Here is a 23289-nt window from a genome sequence, read left to right as displayed (position 1 = left end):
GCAATGCCCCACATTGTCGGCTTTGTTTTTTAGAAAAATATTATGGAAAATGGAGCCGCGGTTATGGGCTGTTGGTGTTGTGCTTCTTCTTCATCATGTTTATATATTTGGTTAGTTTTTATTGGAAACCACAATGCTGGTTCCCTGTATGTAATATTTGCTTGATATGGTTCCACAGATCAGGTCGAGCTGCTCATATAGCCCCTTTTTGCTTAAATCTCCGGTAAAAGTATAGGTCGAAATCTGCTCGTTATCCGATTTTATCTCTATCCCATAAGCTTCAGATAAGGTTTTGAAAATTTCTTTGATGCTTTCTTCCTTAAAATTGTAGCTCAGGCTTGTGGGTACGTTATAAGCTTCGGCCAATGGAATAGGCTTGCTTACCAATGTTTTATTTAATTTGTGGTCGGAAAAAACACCTTTTTGATTTGGCGTAAGCAGAATTGGTTTCGCCAGTTTTTCTTTAGAGAAAGTAAATACAGAATTTTTTTGATTTTCTTCTACCTGAACTTTTCCAGTCCTTACGGCAACTTGAGCGGGAAGTTTATCTGTTGATGATTTTACCCAAAAGCTGGTACCCAAAACCCGAATAACCAGTTTCTGATTGTATACATAAAAAGGCCGCTTAGGGTTTTTGCTTACCGAGAAGAAAGCTGTTCCTTTTAAATAGACCATTCTTTTGTTGGCAGCAAAAATCTTTGGATAAATAATATTTGCCTGCGGTTTAAGTGTTACCGTGCTTTTATCGCTAAGCGCTATAATAATGGAACGATCAGTATCATTGGTTTTGCTGATTAAGCCTAAACCGCTGTTTTCATCAATAAATGATTGTTCAGCATGGTTGTAGTTGGTTAGGTATAATCCCCCGATAAAAAAGGCAACCAATATAGCTGCTGCGATTGCAAATTTTGGCCAAAGCCTTTTAACCTTTAATGCTTGTGCTGGTTTGCGCTCAATATTATTGATGTTTAGCCAGGTATTGGCCTGCATTTCTTCGAGTGCAGTTGACGATAAATCTTTAAAATTCCTGCTATTTAAATTATGATACCATTTATCTACCCAAAGCTTTTCGGCTTCGGTACAATTTCCGTTTTCGTAACGGCTTAGTAAATCGTAAAATGATTTCTGGTCCATAAGAAAGAATATTTGGCTCTATACTATACAAGTAACGCAATGAGTGCGAACCCCTAAAGATAGGAGATGAAAAAGCTGAAATAATTTTCAATTGCTTGATAGTCAGCTATAAAAAGATGTAGAAATTTTTAATATATTCTTTAATTCTTTTAATTGAGCGGGTAATATGGTATTCTACAGCTTTTTCGGAAATATTTAAACCAGCAGAAATATCTTTAGTAGATTGGTGCTGGTATCGGCTCAGCCTGAAAACTTCCTGGGTTTTTTCCGGAAGAGAGTTGATGCCTTCTTCAATGATGGAAGATAGATCGTGCAGATCGACCAGGTTAGTGGTATCCTGATGGTCTTCTGAATAGGTTAGGATTTGGTACTCCATGTACTTATTTTCCATAACGAGGCTCCTGATGTGGTTGATTACACTTAACTTCAAGGCACCGAACAAATAAGCCTGTAGGTTATTGATCACTGCTTCCTGCCGCTTCTCCCAAAGGGAGATAAAGATATTCTGCACCAGCTCTTCAGCAATTACCTTATCGCCTGTTTTTTTGTAGGCTGCCAATAAAAGCTCATTACTATAGGTGAAATATATTTTTTCGTAAGCCTGCTTATCGCCCATTTTTAAGCGATCGAGTAAATCATTAGACTTTTCAGGCTCAGCGTGAGTCATTTGTTATTTGGTTATGCAGGTAAGTGTAGTAAATGTAATAAAATTAATGTTGAAATATAATCAAGTTTGATTGTTGTATTGTTTCGTCGTTGAAAGGTTCTAATACCTAGGATATCAGTTAACAGTTTCCAGTTAACAGTTTTCAGTTGGCAATTTGCAGTTAGCAATGCAACAATTAAACAATCCGGTTAACAGTTTGCGGTTTACAGTTAACCAGTTTAAACAATTAACCACTATTCTACACTAAGTATAAATATTTTATCGCCTTTTATCCCATTTTTTTACCTTTGCTCAATCTCAAAAAAATTATGCAAGAAAAAATTGTTGTTTTAGGCTCTAACGGGCAAATTGGTACCGAGTTGGTAACCATGTTACGTAAAATATATGGTGATGATCATGTGGTTGCATGCGATATTCGCAGGCCAGATTACGACATCAAAAACTCTGCACCGTTTGAATTTGTGAATGTGCTGGATAAGGAAATGATCAATGGTATTTTTCATAAATACAAACCAACACAGGTTTACCTTTTAGCAGCTTTATTATCGGCTACAGGTGAGCAGAATCCAAAATTAGCCTGGGATTTAAATATGAACGGCTTGCTGAATGTTTTAGATTTAGCTTTAGAATATAAAACTGCAAAGGTGTATTGGCCAAGTTCAATCGCTGTATTTGGTCCGAATTCGCCAAAAGATAATACCTCGCAATATTGTGTAATGGATCCGAATACAGTTTATGGAATTAGTAAACTGGCAGGGGAGCGCTGGTGCGAATATTACAACCAAAAGTACGGATTAGATGTGAGGAGTATCCGTTATCCAGGATTAATCAGCTGGAAAGCTGCCCCGGGTGGTGGCACAACAGATTATGCGATCCACATTTTTCACGACGCTTTGAAAAAAGGCAGTTACCAGAGTTTCTTAAATGCAGAAACGGAGTTGCCAATGATGTATATGGACGATGCCATCCGTGGAACCATTGAGCTGATGGATGCACCGGCAGATCAGATCTCGGTGCGTAGCAGTTATAATTTTGGTGGGGTAAGTTTTACACCTGAGGTTTTAGCGGCCGAAATCAGAAAACATATTCCAGATTTTACATTATCTTACGCCGCTAACGATCCCCGTCAGCAAATTGCAAATAGCTGGCCACGTTCTATCGACGATAACTATGCTGCAAAAGATTGGGGATGGAAACCAGAGTTCGATTTATCGAAACTGACAATTGATATGTTGAATAATTTAAAAAAATAATATAAAGGTAGAGGGTTGAAAGGTTGAAGGCATAAGGTCTCCTATCTTAAATCTTATATCTCAATACTCGAAAAATGGGAAGAGCATTCGAATTTAGAAAAGAGAGAAAATTTAAGCGTTGGGCCAAAATGGCAGTTCAGTTTACGCGTATTGGTAAAGATATTGTAATGGCAGTTAAGGAATCCGGACCTCATCCGGAAACCAACTCGCGCTTACGTACGGCTATGCAAAATGCGAAAGCTGTAAACATGCCAAAAGATAGGGTAGAGGCTGCTATTAAGCGTGCATCTGATAAATCGATGGCCAATTACGAGGAAATTGTATATGAAGGTTATGCACCGCACGGTGTTGCAGTTTTAATTGAAACGGCTACTGATAATACCAACCGTACCGTAGCAAATGTTCGTAGTTATTTTAACAAAACCGATGGTTCTTTGGGTAAAACCGGATCGTTAGATTTCGTTTTTAGCCGCAAATCTGTTTTCCGTTTTGTACCGGCTGAAGGTTTAGACTTAGAAGAGTTAGAGTTTGAACTAATTGATGCTGGTTTGGAGGAATTGTACGTAGAGGCTGATGAAGAAGGCAACGATATCGCTGTTGCTCAAGGTGCTTTCGAAAACTTTGGCTCTTTACAAAAAGCTTTAGAAGAAAAAGGAATTGAGTTAAAGAGCTCAAAACTAGAGCGTATTGCTTTGTCTCACCATGAGGTTACAGAAGAACAAGCTGCTGACGTTTTGAAATTGATCGATAAGTTAGAGGAAGATGATGATGTGCAGGCGGTTTACCATAATATGGCGGAATAATATCAATTAGATATTTTACAAGAGCTTGAAGATTTTTTTCTTCAGGCTTTTTTTGTGGTTTTTTTGAAGAGCAATACCAGTGTGTTCCGGTTACATCAGTCCCGCCATCATTTCAAGTCCTCTCCCGATGAAGAATCGGGATCCGGGCTTTCCATTTTGTCGGGTCTAGGTTACTTAGGTCAACCACGGTAAATTAAACCTGACAGCAGCGGGCACGAACTCCGATTTAAGCACTGTTTTTATTGTTCTATTGTGTGCTTGCTTGTTTCAGAGGTTTTCAATCGTGGTGAGTAAAGCGGATGGCAGGACTTTCGGAACCGATAAGATACCGAACCCTTCTTTTCTAATTCTTTTACCTCTGATCGTCACCCTGGATTTATTTTAGGGTCTTGCCCAGATAGATAATGAAACAAGTTCAGTATGATGGATCGTTCTACTATTTCTTATGTGAAAATAGCCAGGTTAACAGTTCTGGCTCTGCAAAGGCGCTGTCCCAGCTATTGTGGTTGGCATTTGGATACAGCGTGAACTTCACCTCATCACCAACCGTTTTCAAACGTTCGGCGATGGCAATCGAAAAAGCCGGATCAACAACATCATCTTTTGCACCATGGAAAATCCAAAGCGGTATTTTTTGATATTTTTTAATGTTGTTGGTATTATCGCCTCCACAGATGGCAATGGCAGCGGCAAATTTGCGGCGTTCTCTTCTTAACAATTCATAAGTACCCATTGCCCCCATTGATAAACCGCCCACATACACCTGCTCTTTGTTTATATAAGGTTTATTAAGGAAGTTTTTAACCATGCCTTGTAGCGCATGCATAATTTTGGTTGGTTTGCCACCCTCCACAAAACTGATTCTCCTTTTACCTTTGACATCTTTCTCAAAATTCGCATTTGCCCAAAAATCGTTAGATGGGCACTGAGGGAAAACAATAATCGCAGGGAAATTTTTGCGTACATCGTTTTTTAAAAACAATTTTCCACCGTGTACCAGTTGACTGGCATTATCGCTACCTCTTTCTCCACTTCCATGCAGAAAAAATATGATCGGATATTTTTGGTCGGGATTAAAATTCTCGGGAAACAGGATTCTGTAGTAAATAGAGTCCTTTCCTTTGATATAGCTTCCCTTGTCGTATTTTTTTAAGTCTTGAGCGTTTAAAAAGAGTACAGAAAAAAGAATGCAGATGGTAAAAAAAATCTTTTTCATCCGTTTTATATTATTTTTAAAGTTGATGAAGCTATCATGATTTGTTATTTCAAGCTGTGTTTTTATAAATTATGATGATTTCATTTAACAAAAATAGAAAACCCTGGCTACTTTACAATAGCACAGGGTTCATAACCAAACCTAATTGTCTTTATTTCAGTATAAAAGATGCCTCTTTTACATCGCGTGAGTTTGTTCCGATAAATACTTTAAAATCGCCAGGCTCTGCTACAAATTTTAGATCAGCATTGTAAAACTTAAGATCATTTTCGGAAATGTTGAAAGTGACGGTTTTACTTTCTCCCGCTTTTAAATTAATTTTTTGGAAACCTTTTAGCTCTTTAACGGGGCGGGTAATGCTTCCAACAAGATCTTGAATGTACAATTGAACAACCTCTTTGCCATCATATTTGCCCGTATTGCTTAGCGTAACCGATGTGGTGATCGATTTTCCTTTAGTTAAGGTATTTGAACTCAACTTAACATCGCCATAGCTGAATGTAGTATAACTTAAGCCAAAACCAAATGGATATAAAGGATCGTTGCTTACATCTAAATAGTTAGAGCGGAATTTTTCGAACCATTTACCCTCCGCCAACGGTCTACCGGTATTTTTATGTGCATAATACAAAGGCACCTGACCTACATTTTGAGGGAAAGTTGCACTCAGTTTACCCGAAGGATTAACATCGCCAAAAAGTACATCGGCAATTGCATTTCCAGCTTCACTACCCGGGAACCAAACATTTAAAATTGACGGAATATTTTCCTGCTCCCAGTTTAATGCCAATGGTCTGCCAGTAAATAATACTAATACCACTGGTTTACCGGTTTTAGCCAATGCTTTTAACAGGTTTTTTTGCGTTTCAGGAATCTGGATATCGGTTACACTGCTGCTTTCGCCTGTAAATTCAGAACCTTCGCCAATGGTAGCCACAATAACGTCTGATTTTTTAGCAACTTCTAGTGCTTCCTTGATCATTTCTGCTTCGGTTCGTGGATCGCGTTTGTAAGTAGGATTGTGAATGTTTACATAACGGTGCTCCATAGCAGAATCTGCTAAAAAATTAGCGCCACGTGCAGTTAAAATTTTCGCTTTATCACCCAAAACATTTTTTAAACCTTGAAGTACCGTTACCGATTTATCAAAAAGGGCAGCAACGCTCCAGGTTCCGTACATGTTGGCCGTATTATCTGCCAATGGACCGATTAAGCCAATAGTACCTGATTTTTTTAATGGAAGTACATTATTGTTATTTTTCAGTAACACAAAGCTTTCAGCTGCGATTTCGCGTGCAACCTGACGGTTAGCTGGACTAAAAACCTCTTTTTCTGCTCTTTCTGCATTACAGAATTTATAAGGATCAGCAAATAAACCCAATTTGTATTTTGCCTGAAGCACTAATCGGCATGCCCTGTCTATTTGTGTCATGCCAACTTTTTTCTCTGCCAATGATTTTTTTAAAGTACCTAAAAAGCCTTCGCCCACCATATCCATATCAATGCCAGCATTTAAAGCCAGGGCAGAAACAGTTTGTAAATCGCCCATACCGTGTGCAATCATTTCAGGGATACCCGTATAATCAGTTACCACAAAACCTTTAAAGCCCCACTGGTTGCGCAAAACATCGGTCATTAACCATTTGCTTCCGGTTGCAGGGATACCATCAACTTCGTTAAAAGAGGCCATAATACTGGCTGCTCCTGCATCAACAGCGGCTTTATATGGGGGGAAATATTCATTATACATACGCACTTTGCTCATATCGGTGGTATTATAATCTCTACCGGCCTCAGCAGCACCATAAAGTGCATAATGTTTTACGCAGGCTAAAATTTCATTATTGGCCTGAAGTTTACCTTGATAACCTTTCACCATGGCTGCGGCAATCTGTGAACCTAAATAAGCATCTTCGCCACTTCCTTCGGAAATGCGGCCCCAGCGTGGGTCTCTAGAAATATCAACCATAGGAGAGAAGGTCCAGTTAATTCCACTTGCACTGGCTTCTATCGCTGCAACCCTTGCCGATTTTTGTACGGCATTCATGTCCCAAACGCAACTCATTCCTAATGGAATTGGGAACACAGTATTATAACCGTGGATCACATCCATTCCGAAAAGTAAAGGAATTTTCATTCGACTGTTTTCTACTGCAATCTTTTGAACTGCTTTTATCTTATCTACTCCTTTGATGTTGAATAATCCACCAACTTGTCCATCTCTGATTTTTTTAGAAATGTCGCTGCTATTAGCTTGTCCCGTGGTGATATCGCCAGAACTTGGCAGGTTCAATTGACCAATTTTTTCATCAACTGTCATTTTCGCCATGAGGTTGCTGATGAAGGTATTCATCTTTGCATCTGCTGCCGAAACAGGTTTTTTGGTTTGTGCTGATCCGTTCAGTACAAGCAGGGTTAAAAAACCGACCAGGATATTCGCTCTCTTCATTATATGTGTATTTTATTCTTTTATCAGCTTGCGCTCGTTTCTAACGAGTGCCTAAATAGCTTTACGATTTTATCGTATTTAACATTAATCGCTAAAAGCGATTGGTTATTTTCACACTCGTTACAAACGAGCGTGAACTATGTATTTTATTAATCAACTTTCTTTACCTCGGTTTTTGTAGATACACCATTCTCATTTATTGCTTCAATGGTAAAATAATAGGCTTTTTGACTGTCCATTGCTTTGAACCAGTACTCGTTAAAATCATGGATCATAATGCAGTTGTATAGCTTATCTGGTGCGGTACCGTAGTAAAGATTATAGGCAAATGCATTATCAACAGGCTCCCATTTGATGTAGGCGCTGCGTTTATCTTTTTCCGTTCTCAATACAATCAGGTTTTTAACCTTTGTTGGTTTTTCTCCATTTCCATTGCCAAAAACACGCAAGCCACTAATGGCAAATTTTCCGGTTGGCATGTGGATGTTTACCATTTTGATGAACCTGGTTTTTACCGGTTTCTGCAGTTCGATATAATCGTGCGGCACATCGGTTTTGTTCTGGCTCTTATCAACCAGGGTAGTCCATTTTTTACCATTTAGTGAAGAAAGGATTTTATACTGATGGTAAATCCCGGTCTGTTTACCAATAAATTCTGCATCCTGATCAGCATAATTAATCTGGATGGCATTAACGGTTGCAAGACTACCCAAATCGGTTTGGATCCATTCTCCATTGTTTGCGGTTTTGGCACTCCAATAAGTTTTAATGCTTTCATCAACAGCATTATTGGCATTAAAGCTTCCTAAAGTTGAAGAAACAGTAACGGGTTTTTTATAGTTAATGAGCATCCAACCTGGCCCTGCCGGACCGCCTTCTTTTCTTTCGGAAGGTAAATAGAGCGGATAATCTCCAAAGGCAGTATTGGTCCACATTACATCATCTTTATCAAAACCTGTCGGCCAGATACCCATTCTGCGCTCCCAGGTGTTTTTTACACAGATAATGCTGGTAGAAATATGCCAGTAATTTTTGCTGTTATCCTGAAAAGTTGCGCCATGCCCTGCACCACGAGAAAATCCACCGCCTTTATAACTCAGGGGATCGGATTGAGGGGTAGAAGGGCTATCGTAAAATAAAGGTTTGGTTCCAACCACCACTCCATCAGAATAACCGCTAAATTCGGTTCCCGGTGCACCATATTGAAAGTAATATTTGCCATTATGTTTGGTCATCCACGCGCCTTCGGCAAAAGGATCAAGAAATGTATTGTCCATATATTCGCCAAAACGCTGCCAGCCATATCTCCAGCTTTCAAGCAGGTACATTGGTGTGCGGGTGCCTTTAGGTTGAAAAGTTTTGCGGTCTAATTCTACGCCATACATGGGGTAGTTATTGCTGCTTCCGTTATACATGTAAAATTTGCCATCGTCATCGGTAAAAAATGACGGATCCCAGCCACCAATTTCTAGCGAATCCACCAACGGAAACCATTTATTCCCTTTGGGGTCGGTACTTCCCCATAATGTGAAATTTTTAGTATAGGTACTCCCGAAAACGACCATTGTATCGCCAACGATACCTACGCCAGGAGCACATAATTCATCTTTTGTTTTATTCCATGGGCGGAGAAATTTTCTTTCATGGAATTTCCAGTTCAGCATATCCGGGCTATGCCAGTAACCCCACTGGTTCGTACTGAAAAGATAGAAATCTCCCTTGTAGTTCACTATTACCGGATCGGCAGTGGCACGGTGTTTCCCCCATTCGGTAAACGATTCAAATGGTGTATAACCATAATCTACGTTGATTGGGTTGCAATATGTTTTTTGCTGAGCATAAACAGTATAAGTACCGCATAACAGCAATAAAATTAAAAATATTTTGAATAAATGTTTAGCCATTATTCGTAAGTATTAATTAAAAATGTTTATTCGTGCACAGCTCGAGCAGCCAATTGCCATTCCGCTAACACTTAGTCCGGTAACATGCGATTGATGCTCCCAGTAAACCCACATGTCATGTGCGCCACCTGTAGAGGTTAATTTGACAGTGTAAATGTCTCCGTTTTCTGGTATTTGCCCAATTACTGTTCCGCTCGGCGAGTTTGGTGGGATAAAGAAGGAATAAACACCACCACTGGTATTATTTTCAAGTCTAACATATACACCATCGCTGGTAGAATTTGTAGCGGTTACATCGATATTAGCAAATTTTGCTTTTGTGATTTTATGCTTAGTGCTTGATATTGTCGTAAAGCTTGAATTTAGAATTACAAGCCCTATCATTGTTGTTAATATTAAAATTACTCTTTTCATGGTTCTGTAGATTTAATTTGAAATATATGATGACTAAACATTTATATCCTACCTAAAACTATGGCTTAAACTGGAAGTCCAATTTTTTTAATCCATTTTGAACATCCTTGTTCCCCATAAAAAGCTTCCAAAGTAAGCCTGATCTGTAATTTTCGATCATCACTACCATTGGTCCTTGGTCGATACCTAAATATCTTTTCGGGTACCAATTATCCTGTTCTGAAAAGGCATCGTAAAAACCATATTTCCCCCAAACTTTATCGCCCAGATCTTCGTAAAGATGCCTGATTACCCTCATCGATTCTTTTGGCGTGTATGGGATTGATGATATAGCTGCGGTAGGAGAGATTACCCCAAAATCTTCCTGAGGGTTATGTGCTGCATAACCTTTTACCGAATAACTGGCCGTTAAGCCCCAGTTATTTTCGCCGTAACCTTTAAATTGCTTTGGGTTGGCCACACAGTAATCGTGTATGGCAAGTGTATGGTTTACGTTATTTTCCCAATAATTTGCATAACGGTCTTTCAACCCTTTCGGATTTAGACCTAAATAGGAGTAATGTGCCCAAAATAATGGTCCTACAGAATTTTTCTGACCTTGATAATCAAGTGTAAAAGGATGTCCGTAAACCTTAAAATTGGCTTTAATTTCGCCATTTCTGGCCCAACCTTCGTGGTATACCTCGGCAGGAACACCATGCGTAGGAGATGAGGCGGCCATTACATACATGATCAAACATTCGTTATAACCTTTTACCGGAAAATTCATTTCCCATTTGTACTCCGGCGACCAATGCCAGTACAACACATTTTGGCCATTGCGGTACCAGTTGAAATCGATTCCCTTCCAAAGTTCATCAGCTTTTCTTGCCAATGTTTTTTCAGGTTCAGTACCATTTTTATAATACTCGTTAATACAAATTAAGGCTTGTGCAACAAAAGAAGTTTCTACTAAATCGCCTCCATTATCTTTTTGCCCAAACGGACGTACTTTGGCGGTTTCTCCATTTATCCAATGCGGCCATGCGCCATGAAAGCGGTCGGCTTTGGCTAGGAAATCCAATATTTTGTTTAATCGCTCCAGTCCTTCTTTTTTGGTCACATAACCTCTATCAATACCACTTAAAATGGCCATCAAGCCAAAACCAGTTGCGCCAGTTGCCACTGTGCTCTTATCATTTTCCGGGTATACGTTATCCACATGAAAGCGTTCTCTACCAGCACCTGAGGTAGGTTCGGCGCCATCCCAAAAATATTGAAAGGTTTGCTTTTGAACCAGATCCAATAGTTCGATGTCGGAAAGGTTTTTTTTAATGGAGAGATCGGGATTATACTTACCGCTTTTATTTTTTGTACAAGCGCTAACAAGCAAAAAGGAGCAGAGCGTGGCTACCAGTATAGTTGTAATTTTCTTTAGGTCTGTTTTCAACATAGTATGGAGAAAAGGAAAGAAAGGCCGCCAGTGTTAACTGACAGCCTTTATTAAAAGATTTAAATTTTAGTAACCTTGATTTTGTTTTAGCAGATTTCCACTTAACTCAATTTCGTTCTGAGGAATTGGCCAAACTTCATTTTTGTTGGCTTTCCAGCCTTTAGGGCCAAAAACTGCTGCAGCTCTTCCTTGACGGATGACGTCGAAGTAGCGATCATTTTCCATAGCAAGTTCTACTTGTCTTTCTTTCCAGATAGCTTGACGTAATGCATCCTTATCTGTGGTGGTAACATTTGGAAGGATGTTATTATTTCCACCTCTTGCGCGTGCACGAACCCTATTTAGTGAGGTTAATGCTTGCGAAGGATTGCCCAATTCGTTAGCAGCTTCTGCATTCATTAAAAGAACATCTGCAAATCTCAATACCCTAAAATTCTGCTGTGCACCTTCGTTAAATCCTGATACCCGCATTGCAAATGGTACATAAGATTTTTGATTGTATCTTTCGTTTGGTACACTATTAGGAACTAAATCGCCTTGTGGAGTAGTTTCACCTTTAAAAAGTATTGTAGCATCTCTACGCGGATCTCCGGCCTCAAAAGCATTAGCTAATACCTCTGATGGTGTGTTAAAGCCCCATCCCATTATCGCAGCTACCCCTTGAACCTGGCTATATTGCGAAGTTGAAGCATCAGGATTACCAGGAACTAACTCTGCCTGTACTTCAAATAAAGATTCAATGTTATTTTCATTCTGAGTTCTGAAACCTTTTTCGAAGTCAGGGAATAAATCATATCCCATGGTCATTACTTGGTTGGTTAAGGAGAGTACGTCTGGCCATTTGTTTTGATACATAGCAACTTTAGCGTGTAGGCCAATAGCTGCACCTTTAGTCGCTCTACCTAGATCTGCTGCGCCATAAGATTGAGGTAAAACTGCAGCAGCTTCATTCAAATCTTTTTCGATTTGGGCATAAACAGTAGCTTTGTCCGATTGAGGTAGATTATATTCGCTATTATCTTTAGGTACGTGTAGCCTTAGTACTACGTTGCCATAGGCACGAACCAATCTGAAATAAGAATATGCCCTAACGAATTTGGCCTCTGCAAGGTATCTGTTTCTTAATGTTTCATCCATAGGAATATTTGGAATATTATCAAGAACCTGATTACAAAGGTTGATATTTTGATATTGACCTGTCCAGAAGTCTTGAAGCGTACCATGAGTGGATGTAACCGTGAATTGATCGTAAAGATTGAAGAAAGTTGCATCAGTAGGAGTACTCCCTTTATCTGCCTCGTCGGAACCGGTACTTTCTATAGCTATTGCATTAAAAGCCACATTGTTCCAGCTGCGTAAATTAGCATAAATTGCATTTACGCCTTTTAATGCATCTTCTGGTGTTTTCCAAAAGGTTACTGATGGCTGCTGAGCCTGAGGTGGGACGTTTAGGAAATCTTTTTTGCATGATGCAGTAAAAAGTACTGCACTAAATGCAGCAGCAGCAAAAAATGATCGTGTATTTATATATTTTTTCATTTTAATTCGATTAGAAAGTTACGTTAACTCCGAAGTTATAAGTGGCAAACAAAGGATATACATTGGTGTCAATACCTGCATTCGTTGGTGTTCCACCTACCTCTGGACTAAATCCTTTGTATCCAAAAATGTTAACTGCATTTTGTGCGTTTAAGAATACCCTTAAACGTTGCATTTTCCATTTATTAACAATTGCTGATGGTAAACTATAACCGAGCTGGATATTTCTCAATCTGATATAATCGCCCTTTTCTACATAAAATGAGTTTGGCGCATTGTTAAGTCCACCAGCTAAATCTGCCGAAGGATAAGTATTTGAAGTACCCGGACCGGTCCAACGGTTATCAAAGAAATCTTTTGTGAAGTTTTCGTTACCAAATCTGCTACTTAAGTTCGCATTAAATACATCAACGCCGGCCACCCCTTGTATGTCAAGGGTTAAATCGAAGTTTTTATAAGCAAAATTGGTATTTAATCCATAAGTGAATTTTGGATTTGGGTTACCAAGAACAATTCTATCTGAAAGGTCGATTTTTCCGTCACCATTAACATCCGCATATTTAAAATCACCTTTTTTAAATCCAGGCCATGCTGCTGCCTCAGCATCTGTTTGGAAGATACCAGTAACTTGGTAACCGTAGAATTCTCCAATGGCTCTGTTATTAACTGTTCTGGTAGAACGATAACCACTGGTCAAACCTTCACCACCTTTGTAAATAGGGTTAGCTCCTGAGGTTACGTTTAATACTTTATTATCATTGATGCCTAGGTTTCCACTGATTGAATAAGTCAATCCACCGGATGTCTTATCCGCCCATGTAGCTAAAAATTCGAAACCACGATTTTGAATGTCAGCCTGATTTGCAATGATAGAACTGTTTACGGTTCCTAAACTTCCTAGAACCGGGATATCAAATATCGCCTGTTCTGTTTTTCTGTTATAATAATCCAATTCAACATTTAACCTGTTTTTTAAGAAACCCATTTCTAAACCAATATCAGTTCCAGCACTTCTTTCCCAAAATAAGGTAGGAGGTACAAGGGTTCTAATGCTTGCTCCTGTATAAGGAATTCCTCCAAAAATTGCAATTAAGGCTGCTGATTGGTCAACGGTTTGTGTTGATGGATTAAACGGAACTCCTGCATTACCCACTTTACCCCAGCTTCCTCTTAATTTTAAATTACTGAAGATTTTTTGGTTTTTCATGAATTCTTCGTTGCTGATTACCCAGCCTGCACCGATTGAAGGGAAATTACCCCAAACGTTATCAGATCCAAAAAACTGAGATGCACCGTCTCTTCTGATCGAAGCATTTAATAAATATTTGTTTTTGTAACCATAATTAACCCTTGCGAAGTAAGATGAAAATGTACTTAACTCGCCTTTGTCGATAATACTCCTGGCTGCAGCATCACCTAATGCCAGATATAAATCTCCCTCTGAGGTATATGGAACGTTTTGCGCATCGGCATTTATAGTATACATTTTATTCCGCTGAGCGGTTTGGCCTGCTAATATGGTTAAACTATGATCATTCCATTTTTTATCAAAAGTTAACGTATTCTCAACAAGCCAGTTTCTATTCTCAATCCTATCTATATCTAGTTTACTGACAGTACTCAGTTGTGTTTTTGTAGCTTCGTATTTTGGAACATAACCTCTCACTTCTTCCTGCCCAAAATCTCCACCAATACTCGTCTTGAAAGTAAAGTTTTTAAGGAATTTTAATTCTGCATATACATTACCGTTAATTTTATATTTGGTAGTATTTTGATTAAAGAAATCTAGAGTAGCCTGGGGATTCATATTGCTGCCATTTCCCAAATTAAATGCATTCGGATCACCGTAGCTGCCATCTGCATTAAATACAGGTACAACAGGCGATGCCGCATACATGGCTCTGAAAATAGTTGTAGGAGCATCTTTCGACTTACTGTATGTCCCTGCAACATTGTAACCAATTTTTAACGGTTCAAAAATCTGGAAATCGTTCGCTAGCCTTACCGTATAACGTTTATAGTTATTGTTTTTAACAATTCCATCCTGATCAAGATAGCCCAAAGAGAAATTATAGGTTGATTTTTCAGAACCACCACTTATAGACAGTTGTTGATTGTTGACCATTGCGGTTCGAAGTACCTGGTTATACCAATCGGTTCCAGTACCTAAATTGGTGTTGGCAAATAAAGGTGCAATAGGTGGGGTCTGAAGACCATATGCTTCATTTACCAAAGTTGCATATTCACTTGCATTAGCCATTTCTACTTGGTTGGTTACTTTTTGAAGGCCAACAGATCCATTGTAATTGATTACTGCAGTTCCTTTTTTACCTTTTACAGTAGTTACCAGAACAACACCGTTAGCTGCACGGATACCATAAATCGATTGTGACGAAGCATCTTTTAGAATACTGATATTTGCAATGTCTGCAGGATTTAAAAAGTTAATATCATCATACCACACGCCATCTACTACGTATAGCGGTCCTGTTTTTCCGTATATTGTACTTGTACCACGAATAGTAATTTGTGGCGAAGAACCTGGGGTACCATTATTGGTAATCGATACGCCTGCAACTTTACCCTGTAACGCACTTACCGGGTTTACCGATGCTTGCTTTGATATGTCTTCCCCTTTTACTGTTCCAACAGACCCCGTAACATCAATTTTTCGCTGTGTACCATAACCCACAACCACAACCTGCTCTAATTGTTGTGTTGATGAAGCTAAGGATACGTTAAGTGTAGTTTGATTATTTACAGCTTGCTCTAGTGCTGTATAGCCTACAAAGTTAAATACCAATGTGGCATTGGCCGGCGCGCTAATGGAATAGTTGCCGTTCTCATCTGTTTGCGTGCCATTTTGTGTTCCTTTAATTAAGATAGTTACGCCCGGTAAAGATGTCTTATCACCTCCATCAATTACTTTACCTTTTACGGTAATGTTTTGCGCTAATGCTACGTTAATTGTTAGCAAACAAAATGCAGCGAGAACAGAAATTCTTGTAAAGATTCTTTTCATGCTTTATTATAAATTTAGTTTAATTGTTAGTTAAATGTGAGGTTGTTTTTGCTGATGTGCAAGTGTTTCTACCTATACATTAATACATCATGAAAGACCATTTGGTTTAATTATTGAATAAACCAAATGCGATTTCAGGCTAAAAATGCAGTTTTCGTGATTTTAACATAATATTAACAAATACAAAAGTGTACAAATAACACTAAGTGATTTGTGGGGTTTAGGAAGTGGTTATGAGAGGTAATGATGTAGTGCTCGATTTGAGTTGGACTGGAAAAGAGTCATAAAATCTGCTTTTTATGCAATCGTTCCCGAAACTATTTGACTCCGGATTTTATTGCGGTAAGTCGAAATATTTTGAAAAGGAAGGTTTAATTTTAAAGTTCCATTAAAAACTCTGTCAGGTTTTTATCGTGTGGTACTTCGAGCTTTTTACGCAAGCGATACCTGCGTATTTCAACTCCTCTTAAACTAATGTTTAGTAGTGATGACATCTCTTTGCTACTCATATTCATCCTGAGGTAAGCGCAGAGTTTCAGATCATTTGGAACAAGATCAGGATGTTGCGCTTTTAACTTTTTAAAGAAACTTTCGTGTGCCTCATTAAAACTATTCTCAAATAAATGCCAATCACGTTCATCATTCATTCCATCATTAATTACTTTCTGGATTTTGCGGGTTTGATCATCTGAGAGTTTTTTCCCATTCTCATCCTTTAATTTGGTGATTTCATCGCTCAGCTTTTGGAGCAGCTCATTTTTATAAACCAAGCTCATAGCCGAATTGGCCAGCTCTCTGTTTTTCGAGGCGAGTTCTGCCTGTAATTTCTCTGTTTGCAGCTTGGTAATCTGCTTTTCGTTGATCTCTGTTTCCTGCCTCAGGATCTCTTCTTGCTCGGCCTGTAAGCGGTCGCTGATTTTTTGGCTATCCCGCTGTAATTTTCTTTCGTAGATTTTCTTACCCAGTATCAACACCACCACAAAAAGAATAACATAGCATAAAATGGCCCAATTATTTAGATACCACGGGCGCAAAATGGTAAACGAATAAACGGTTTCCCCGCTTACTGAAGTATCATCGATTTTTGCCCTAACTTTAAAAGCATAGTTCCCAGCGCTTAAATTGGTAAAATCTTTTTGTGTGGCATAACTCCAATCAGACCAGGCCTTAGAATATCCCTCTAAATAAAACTGATATTTAACCTTAGCCTGGCGGTAATATGGCAATGCATAAGAAATACGGATATTGTTGCGGCTATTTTCAATCTCGGTTGCTTCCTCATCGTTTCCAGCTTCGCTGATAAGCGAAAATTTATCGGTAATATCTTCTACACGTCTGATCAGTATGGCAGGCAATTTTTGTTTCTGCAAATTCAGTTGAGCCGTAGGATTGTAGATTACAAACCCATCATCAACGCTGATCAGGTAAATGGAATTACTGATCCGGCTGATATTCTCATAATATTGCACCATCCGGCCATCTAAAATACTGAATTGATTCGAATCTATTTCTACTTTACCAGGTTCGCTAAAGTTAACAAGTGCTGTTTTGCCGTGATTAATAAACCAATATTTTTTTCCCCCTGCGCTAATAATTTTATTGGATGATTCGAAAGAACCGAGTTCTTTATTAAGTGCTTCGTACTTGGTAAATTTATTGCTCAACTCATCGTAGGTATAAAAACCTGAATCAGAAGAAAAGACAATCTTGTTTTCCAAGTTAAATATATTGATGTTGTAATTGCCGGGCAGACCGTTCCTTTCGTCAAAATATTTGGCGCTGGTTACACTCGTGTAATTAGGGCTTAAGCTTAATTTATATAGTCCCTTATAAGCATGCGCTACCCAAATATCTCCCTTATTATCCTGTTCTACATATCTGGATGGGGCATCAAATCCGGTAATTTTAGTAACAAACTTTAATCCTGATGCGGGAGATTCTGTAAAAAGCGAAAGCCCGGTATAAGTGCCCTGAACAAGGTAATTCGGATTTGAGTTTAACTTTTTAATTGTCCAGCCTCCAGAAGATCTCGATAACCAATCGATCTTATCGCTATTTACCTTAAAAGTGCCGCTATTGTGTCCGCAGATCAACTCATTGTCAATAATGGCGAGTTCCCATACCTGTCCTTGCGAATTAGGAATTAACCGAAAATTAAATGGTAAGAGATTATCAGGCGACCACTCGCTATAAAATAAGCCCTGATTGGTACCAAGATAAATTTTATTATTAAAGATAATGCTGGAGTAAACAGTTCCAAACTGACCTGTTTTATCGAAATAAAAATATAAAGGAGAATTAAGTTCTATGCGGTCGATCCCATTATCAAGACCTGTCCAAAGATTTTGTTCATTATCGGCATATAAACTTAAAACGGTGTTGTTCTGTAGACCGCTCGATTTATTGATCCGCTGTACAACCCTTCCATTTTCATCAATAATGATCAGGCCATTGAGAATAGTGCCGTAAGCAAAATATTTACCCAATAAACTCACTCCATTGTTAAGTTGGTAGGTTTTAAGATAGCTATTTGCTGGCGTGTTTAGCGGCGTAAAATCTTTTCCATCATAGGTAAACAATCCGTTTTTACTGGTACCGATAATGAGGCCACTGGTTTTATAAGGAAGGATAGAAAGAATTCCTTCTTTGCCAAGTTTTTCACTGTGTGGGATATGAATTAACTTGTTGCCAATGAGTTCGAACAAACCTTTTTCCAGTACTTCAATGAAGTATCTTTTGTTCACCTTATGAAGAAACAGAAAGGATGATGGCGATTTTACAACCTCGATTTTGTTGTTTTTATAGAGAAATATTTTCGAAAAAGATTGAAAGATTACCCTGTCCTGGTCTACATAGATTTTCCAGACTTCATCATTGATTTTTATTCCTTTTGGTAAAAGATTAGTAAGTGAGCTATAGGTTAATTTGTTGCTTATAATCGACCAAAAGCCAAATTCACCAAAACTACCGGTATAAATTCTTCCCTTATCATCTGTGGCGACCGATCTGACAATTTGTCTGTTGGGCATCTGATATTTCTGCCAGTAGCGGCCATCGAAAGTTAAAAGTCCTTCAGCATTGCCAAAGTACATCACACCATTTTTATCTTTTGCTATACTCCAGTTCTGGTTTCCTGACGAATAAACAGATTTTGGATAATTTTCTATATATGGAACGCCTATGCTTTTAATTTCTGATGCATGGGTATTTATTGCGAAGCAGGTTAATAATAATAGGAGCCGGAAATAGTTTAGCATAAAATGGTTAATAGGTAAAGCCATTAATACACAAAGTAAATGAAAAATTGTTTAATACGAGCGAGGGGCGGTTAATGGTTAAGGAATCATGTACCAGAAAACATCATAACCTCGATTTATTAAAAAATTATCCACAAGTGATCAATTTTTAGCCTTTGCCCAAGGCGATCGTCATGCTGAATTTATTTCAGCATCTTTCCTGCAAGATAGACCCTGAAATGAATTCAGGGTGACGACACTATAATTATCACGGTTTCAAAGAGATTATCAACTTATAATAATCTCTTGCCATTCTATTCATCTATTGAAATGTAAAATTCTCTTGAGAAGAGAGCTCTATGTTTCTAGTAACTTTAAATAGTTACCCCTTCACTGCTACCGGATGCGGAACCTTTACATAATAGCCTGTGCCATCGTAAGGGCGCTTGCGCGGGTTGGTAGTGCACTCCACTGAGCAACAGCCCTGAAGCTGATCGCCGCATTCATCACATTGGGTAATGTGCTCATTACATTCCGGATTGGCGCAGTTGATCATTTTTGGGGTAGTTTTACCACAGTTATAACAAACTGAAACAATGGTAGGGTTTACCTTATTTACATCAACAGCAATGCGGTTATCGAAAACATAACATTTGCCTTCGAAATCCTTTCCGCCTGCTTCTTTTCCATATTTAATAATGCCACCATGTAATTGGTAAACATCGTTAAAGCCATGGTGTAAAAGCAAAGCAGAAGCTTTTTCGCATTTAATACCTCCGGTACAATAGGTTAATATTTTTTTGTCCTTATATTGGGCAAGTTGATTGATCTGTTCAGGGAAATCGCGGAAATTCTCGATATCGAGTGTTAATGCATTTTTAAACTTACCAAGATTGTGCTCATAATTGGAGCGGACATCCAGGATAATTACATCCTCGTCATCTTTCATTTTCATGAAATCTACAGGCGCTAAATGTTTACCCGTTTTTTCGTTCGGATTAATGATCGAGGTATCTCTTAAGCCAGAATGAACAATTTCTGATTTATAACGACAGTGCATTTTCAGAAACGAAGGCTCTTCAACATTGTCTATTTTAAACTCTGTTTTGGCAAACCTTTCATCGGCATGTACAGCTTTCATGTAAGCTTCGCAAGCCTCAACAGTACCAGAAATAGTACCGTTTAAACCTTCATCGGCAACGATGATACGGCCAACTAAACCTAATGATTTACAAAATTTAAGATGATCGGCAGCAAATTGTTCTGCCTCTGCTATGTAACTATAGCAATAGTAAAGTAGTGTTTGATATTTTTCCATAACGCTGTTGATACCGTTGCAAACGGCGTTTAAAGCGGGGCAAAGATAATAAAAAAAGGTAGAACGTAGAAGGTAAGGTGGAAGGTTTTTAACTCCTGATTTCATAATCTTCCCTTTTTTGGAAAACAGCTAAAATTGGCTGAGTATACCTTACGTCCAATGTCATTAAGTTAAGCTATTCGGCACGAGCAATAATCATTTAATCACAGATAGAAAGGATGCACACAGATATAAAAATCCGTGTTTATCTGTGGCTAAAAACCCTTAACTTAATGACATTGACCTTACGCCTTATACCCTCCACCCTAAACCTTATTTATAAGGTGTAAGCTATTCTAAATCCTTGTGTTAGTTTGCGGGCACCATCGTAGGCAAAGCCATAACTGGCCCTTAATACCAGGCGCTGGAAGCCGAAATAAAATTCTTTATAATTTCTTTTTTCTGGGGAAGACAAATATCCACCCCCAATAAATTCTTCCAATTTAGCTTTACGCAGTAACGGCACTTTATTTGTGAAAAAGCCTGCAAAGTTATGCTCTAGATGTGCTTCGAAGTATTGCTGATTGGTGCTAAACTGATAAAAATCTAAAAATTGAAACTTCCTTATATTAGGAGGGAAGATGGTAGATATGTTACCTGAAAAATGCTTGAAATCAGGATAGTACATCTTTGCATTATTAAGAAACTTTCCTGCCCCAACCAAAAATGAGCTATAGCCCAATAGCCCTAAGCTAATTCTATCCTGATAAACTTCTGCTTTTACAAAATCGTAATCAACATCGCTATTTAAAACGTTGTTAAATCCCTTTTTATATAATACCGTAATTCTGGGGAAGTGAGATTCGGTATAAAACTTGCCATCCGGACGGGTAATGTATTTCTGACCAATGGTATAGGTTAAACTTGCAGTTGCACTTAACGCATTGTATGTAGGGAAAAGTGGCGTTTCTACACTTGGACTAAAAGGATTGTTCGACGTAAATTCCCTATCCTTGGCATCGATAAACTTAAATGTAGAGTTATTGGTTAAGTTTGTGTTCCTGCTATAATCTACACTTGCACTTCCCTGTAATCCTGTTGCCAGTTCTCTGGTGGTGTTAATGTTAATAAAGCTTTTCTCGTAAAATTTTGAGAAGTTTTTTTCGTAAAGCAATGAGTTAATGGTATTGCCTAACGCAGTCATTGAGCCCAGATTGTTTAGGTCAAAAATGCCATTTCCGAACGATGCACCTACACTGGCCCTTTTAAGCGGATTGTAATAGTAACTTCCGGTTAAACTTCCCGTTAGTTTTTGGTTGGCAAAACCATACCTCAGTTCAGGCCGGATAGAATAAGATCTCCTATTCTCGAAATCCTTTCTATAGGTAACCCCATATTTTACCGCAAAACCTTCTACGGTATTGTAAAATATGGCTTTAAGTACTGGATCGAAAGACCAATATTCCTTATCATAGCGATCGTTAACACTATGTCCTCTAAGCAGCAATTTGCCGATACCAAACTTATTGTTGTCTTTTTCTAACGAATCGAGATACTTTTTCGATTCCTTTAATTTAGCAATACTATCTTTTTTAACGTAATTAAGCTTTTCATCACCTGTTAAAGGAATCGGCCTATTGTTTGCCCAGTAGGTAGAGTCTTTTTTGTTCACCATTTCAGTTATTTTCAATATTTCGCCATTGAAAAAGTTTTTAGGAAACTTGGGATCAACATTGTAATTGCTATAAATACCAACAAAATAGCCTGCAATTTTAAAGCCCAATACATTGCCCGCGAATTGAAAATTGATGGCGGTAGGCATATAAACCTCCTTAACCTTGGTAAATTGTTGGCTGATGTTTAAGGTATCTATAAAGTTGATCCCCGATTTTTTAGTTAAATAAACATCGGTATTGTAAATTCTCCAGCTGCCATCTATAATGTATATAATTCCCCTAAATACAGGATCATTTTCACGGCGGGGGATGACTTCGATTTTGTGGATCAGTTCTCCATTTTCTTTGGTTTCGCCAAGCAACTTGTATTTATAGTAAAACAGGGCATTATCTGCAATTGGCGAAATGAAGCCCCTGGTGCTTAGTTTGTTTTCGAGCAGGTAATTATCATAAAAATTAATAATAAGATCAGATGCTTTATTAAAACTGAAAGCATTGTTTCTTCCGGCAACTTTTGATGAAATCATTTCTTCGTGCACATCATTAGGTCTTCTGAAATTAAACTTACTCTGCGATTCTGATAAATAAATGATGCCTTTTCGATTGGTGTCGAGTTCCAAAACTTTTTGGATATCCTGACCGAAAAACTTTTTAGGAGCCCCCCTTAAACGCTGTACGCCCTTGATATAAACATCGCAACTAAATTCCTTAACTTCATTCAAGTGTGTTTTTCTTTGTTTGATGGTTTTACGGATAATGGCATAAGCCGGATCTTCGGCATTTGCCCTGATGTTTACATTTTCTAAAGTATAACTTTCGGATGTTAGGGTTACGTTGAGCGAAATATCGTCGGTAAGGTTAATGATATGCTCCTGCTGTTTATAGCCCACTGCCCTAAAATGTAGCGTGTATTCTCCCGTTTTTAGCTTCAACGAATACCTCCCATCAACATTTGCAGATGTGCCGGTAGTGGTGTTTTTTAAATAAACCGAGGCAAAAGGAACGGGCTGTCCGTTGGTATCTTTAACAATACCTGTAATGGTAAATTGTTGAGCAAAAACAAAATTGGTGAGGCCACAAAAAAATAGGAGCGCGCAAATTCTTATCATAAATTAGATTAGTAAGCTATAAATATCGAATAACTTTTAAGACTATACATATAGGCATGTGTTAAAGTTTGTTAAGTTGAAAAAAAAATAGGATAATATTATTTTTTTTCAGAATAATATAAACGTAATCACCATTGG

At 38.3% G+C, this 23289-nt stretch carries 14 protein-coding genes; 2 read left to right on the top strand and 12 right to left on the bottom strand.

The annotated features are described in order from the left end of the window. Positions 1 to 111: 111 nt before the first annotated feature. Together ACTJKN_RS18715 and ACTJKN_RS18710 are read right to left on the bottom strand one after the other, a co-directional pair. Positions 112 to 1134 carry a FecR family protein gene (locus ACTJKN_RS18715; RefSeq protein WP_440827259.1) on the bottom strand — a complete coding sequence of 341 codons (1023 nt, stop codon included), beginning with the start codon at positions 1132 to 1134 and terminating at the stop codon, positions 112 to 114. 106 nt (positions 1135 to 1240) lie between these two features. Next, positions 1241 to 1801, bottom strand: a complete 561-nt coding sequence (locus ACTJKN_RS18710) for a sigma-70 family RNA polymerase sigma factor (RefSeq protein WP_440827258.1) — start codon at positions 1799 to 1801, stop codon at positions 1241 to 1243. 308 nt (positions 1802 to 2109) lie between these two features. On the opposite strand from ACTJKN_RS18710, the gene ACTJKN_RS18705 reads away from it, so the two are divergent. Both ACTJKN_RS18705 and ACTJKN_RS18700 read left to right on the top strand, forming a co-directional pair. After that, complete coding sequence (locus tag ACTJKN_RS18705) at positions 2110 to 3054, top strand: NAD-dependent epimerase/dehydratase family protein (protein WP_057933983.1); 945 nt, start codon at positions 2110 to 2112, stop codon at positions 3052 to 3054. A 74-nt stretch (positions 3055 to 3128) separates the two neighbouring features. Beyond that, complete coding sequence (locus ACTJKN_RS18700; protein WP_088299327.1) at positions 3129 to 3857, top strand: YebC/PmpR family DNA-binding transcriptional regulator; 729 nt, start codon at positions 3129 to 3131, stop codon at positions 3855 to 3857. Between the two features lie 436 nt (positions 3858 to 4293). Here ACTJKN_RS18700 and ACTJKN_RS18695 read toward each other — a convergent pair whose 3' ends face one another. The 10 genes from ACTJKN_RS18695 to ACTJKN_RS18650 form a co-directional block, all read right to left on the bottom strand. Beyond that, positions 4294 to 5073 carry a prolyl oligopeptidase family serine peptidase gene (locus tag ACTJKN_RS18695; protein ID WP_440827257.1) on the bottom strand — a complete coding sequence of 260 codons (780 nt, stop codon included), beginning with the start codon at positions 5071 to 5073 and terminating at the stop codon, positions 4294 to 4296. Between the two features lie 151 nt (positions 5074 to 5224). Next, complete coding sequence (bglX, locus tag ACTJKN_RS18690; RefSeq protein ID WP_440827256.1) at positions 5225 to 7522, bottom strand: beta-glucosidase BglX; 2298 nt, start codon at positions 7520 to 7522, stop codon at positions 5225 to 5227. Between the two features lie 149 nt (positions 7523 to 7671). Further along, positions 7672 to 9426, bottom strand: a complete 1755-nt coding sequence (locus tag ACTJKN_RS18685) for a discoidin domain-containing protein (RefSeq protein WP_440827255.1) — start codon at positions 9424 to 9426, stop codon at positions 7672 to 7674. 12 nt (positions 9427 to 9438) lie between these two features. After that, positions 9439 to 9840, bottom strand: a complete 402-nt coding sequence (locus tag ACTJKN_RS18680; RefSeq protein WP_440827254.1) for a hypothetical protein — start codon at positions 9838 to 9840, stop codon at positions 9439 to 9441. 58 nt (positions 9841 to 9898) lie between these two features. Further along, positions 9899 to 11272, bottom strand: coding sequence for a glucoamylase family protein (locus ACTJKN_RS18675; protein WP_440827253.1), 1374 nt, complete (start codon positions 11270 to 11272; stop codon positions 9899 to 9901). Between the two features lie 66 nt (positions 11273 to 11338). After that, positions 11339 to 12811, bottom strand: coding sequence for a RagB/SusD family nutrient uptake outer membrane protein (locus tag ACTJKN_RS18670; protein WP_440827252.1), 1473 nt, complete (start codon positions 12809 to 12811; stop codon positions 11339 to 11341). 10 nt (positions 12812 to 12821) lie between these two features. Beyond that, positions 12822 to 15833, bottom strand: a complete 3012-nt coding sequence (locus tag ACTJKN_RS18665; protein WP_440827251.1) for a SusC/RagA family TonB-linked outer membrane protein — start codon at positions 15831 to 15833, stop codon at positions 12822 to 12824. Between the two features lie 377 nt (positions 15834 to 16210). After that, positions 16211 to 19114: a triple tyrosine motif-containing protein gene (locus ACTJKN_RS18660; protein WP_440827250.1), complete on the bottom strand. Its 2904-nt coding sequence runs from the start codon at positions 19112 to 19114 to the stop codon at positions 16211 to 16213. Positions 19115 to 19451: 337 nt separating this feature from the next. Then, positions 19452 to 20387: an oxygen-dependent tRNA uridine(34) hydroxylase TrhO gene (gene trhO, locus ACTJKN_RS18655; RefSeq protein WP_440827465.1), complete on the bottom strand. Its 936-nt coding sequence runs from the start codon at positions 20385 to 20387 to the stop codon at positions 19452 to 19454. Positions 20388 to 20703: 316 nt separating this feature from the next. Beyond that, positions 20704 to 23151 (bottom strand): DUF5686 and carboxypeptidase regulatory-like domain-containing protein, encoded by a 2448-nt coding sequence (locus ACTJKN_RS18650; protein ID WP_440827249.1) that lies wholly within the window; start codon positions 23149 to 23151, stop codon positions 20704 to 20706. Positions 23152 to 23289: the final 138 nt, after the last annotated feature.

Source organism: Pedobacter sp. 22163 (assembly GCF_052045595.1).
Taxonomy (GTDB): Bacteria; Bacteroidota; Bacteroidia; order Sphingobacteriales; family Sphingobacteriaceae; genus Pedobacter.
Note: the sequence above shows the minus strand (reverse complement) of the source record. Positions and strands in the feature narration are given on the sequence as shown.